Annotated in this window: 1 protein-coding gene; it reads right to left on the reverse strand. The window is 66.7% G+C overall.

The annotated features are described in order from the left end of the window. The coding region (locus AC1DT2_RS24155) for a GTP-binding protein (RefSeq protein ID WP_477299255.1) at positions 1 to 665 on the reverse strand (665 nt) is incomplete at its 3' end. Positions 666 to 1,118 lie beyond the last annotated feature (453 nt).

Consider the following 1,118-nt stretch of genomic DNA (forward strand, 5'->3'; position numbering starts at 1 on the left):
AGATCGGCACGCGCGCCCGCATGGGTCGCACGTTCGGTGTCATCCCATGAGTGGATGCTCGGCGTGCCGGCATCGTCGAAGCGCCAGATCCGTTCGCCAACGAGGTCGACCAGACCCGTCATGTGCTCGCCCTCGACGATCGGGCGCGCGACGACCCACGGATTCGCGCCGAGTTTGTCGCGCATCTGTGCGACGACGGCATCGAAGTCCGCGCCGGGGCGGTCCATCTTGTTGATGAAGGCCATCAGCGGCACGCCGTGACGACGCGCCTGGTGCCAGACGGTTTCCGATTGCGGCTGCACGCCAGCGACCCCCGAGAACACGGTGACCGCGCCGTCGAGCACGCGCAGGGAGCGCTCCACCTCGATGGCGAAGTCGATGTGGCCGGGCGTGTCGATCAGGGTCAGGCGATGCGGCTGGCCGCCGTCGGGCGTCCAGTTCGCGCGCACGGCCGCGGCGCCGATCGTGATGCCACGCTCGCGCTCGAGCTCCATGTGGTCGGTGGTGGTGGCGCCGTCGTGCACTTCGCCGGTGCGATGGATCGTGCCGGTCTTGAAGAGCAGGCGTTCGGTGAGCGTGGTCTTGCCGGCATCGACGTGCGCAATGATGCCGAGGTTGCGCCAACGGCCGACGGGAATGGTGGATTCGCGGGTGGTGGTACTCATGGCTAACGGTTCCTGATGGGTCGCCAGGGGCTCGATGGTTCGTCGAGCGAGGCACTCCCCGATCCTGTTACCGCCGCCCCTGGCTGAGCGGGACGGTCAGGATCGAGGGTCGCGGCTGTTCTTCATGGCACGCTGCTCCGGTGAGGACGTTCAGATTCGAGGCAAAAAAAAGCACCCTCGCGGGTGCTTGTCGTGTTCTTCGAGGCCGGAGTGCCGTTACGTGAACGACACGCCGCCAGGCATGAGACGCGCGCACCCGCGACGCGCCCATGGGGCGATCGGTGTGACGAACATCAAATCATGCTTGCAGCGGAACATGGCTGGGCTCTCTTGGTGAGGGGGAGATGCTACGCCCCGCCGGTGAGGGCCGGCAAGGTCGTCGCGTCTTCGCTGGGCCCTAGTTAGGGACGCCCGGGCAGGTTTCAAGGGGCGGCAGCCGCCTGGAATACAAAG

This window comes from Luteibacter sp. P4_E6 (assembly GCF_056401535.1).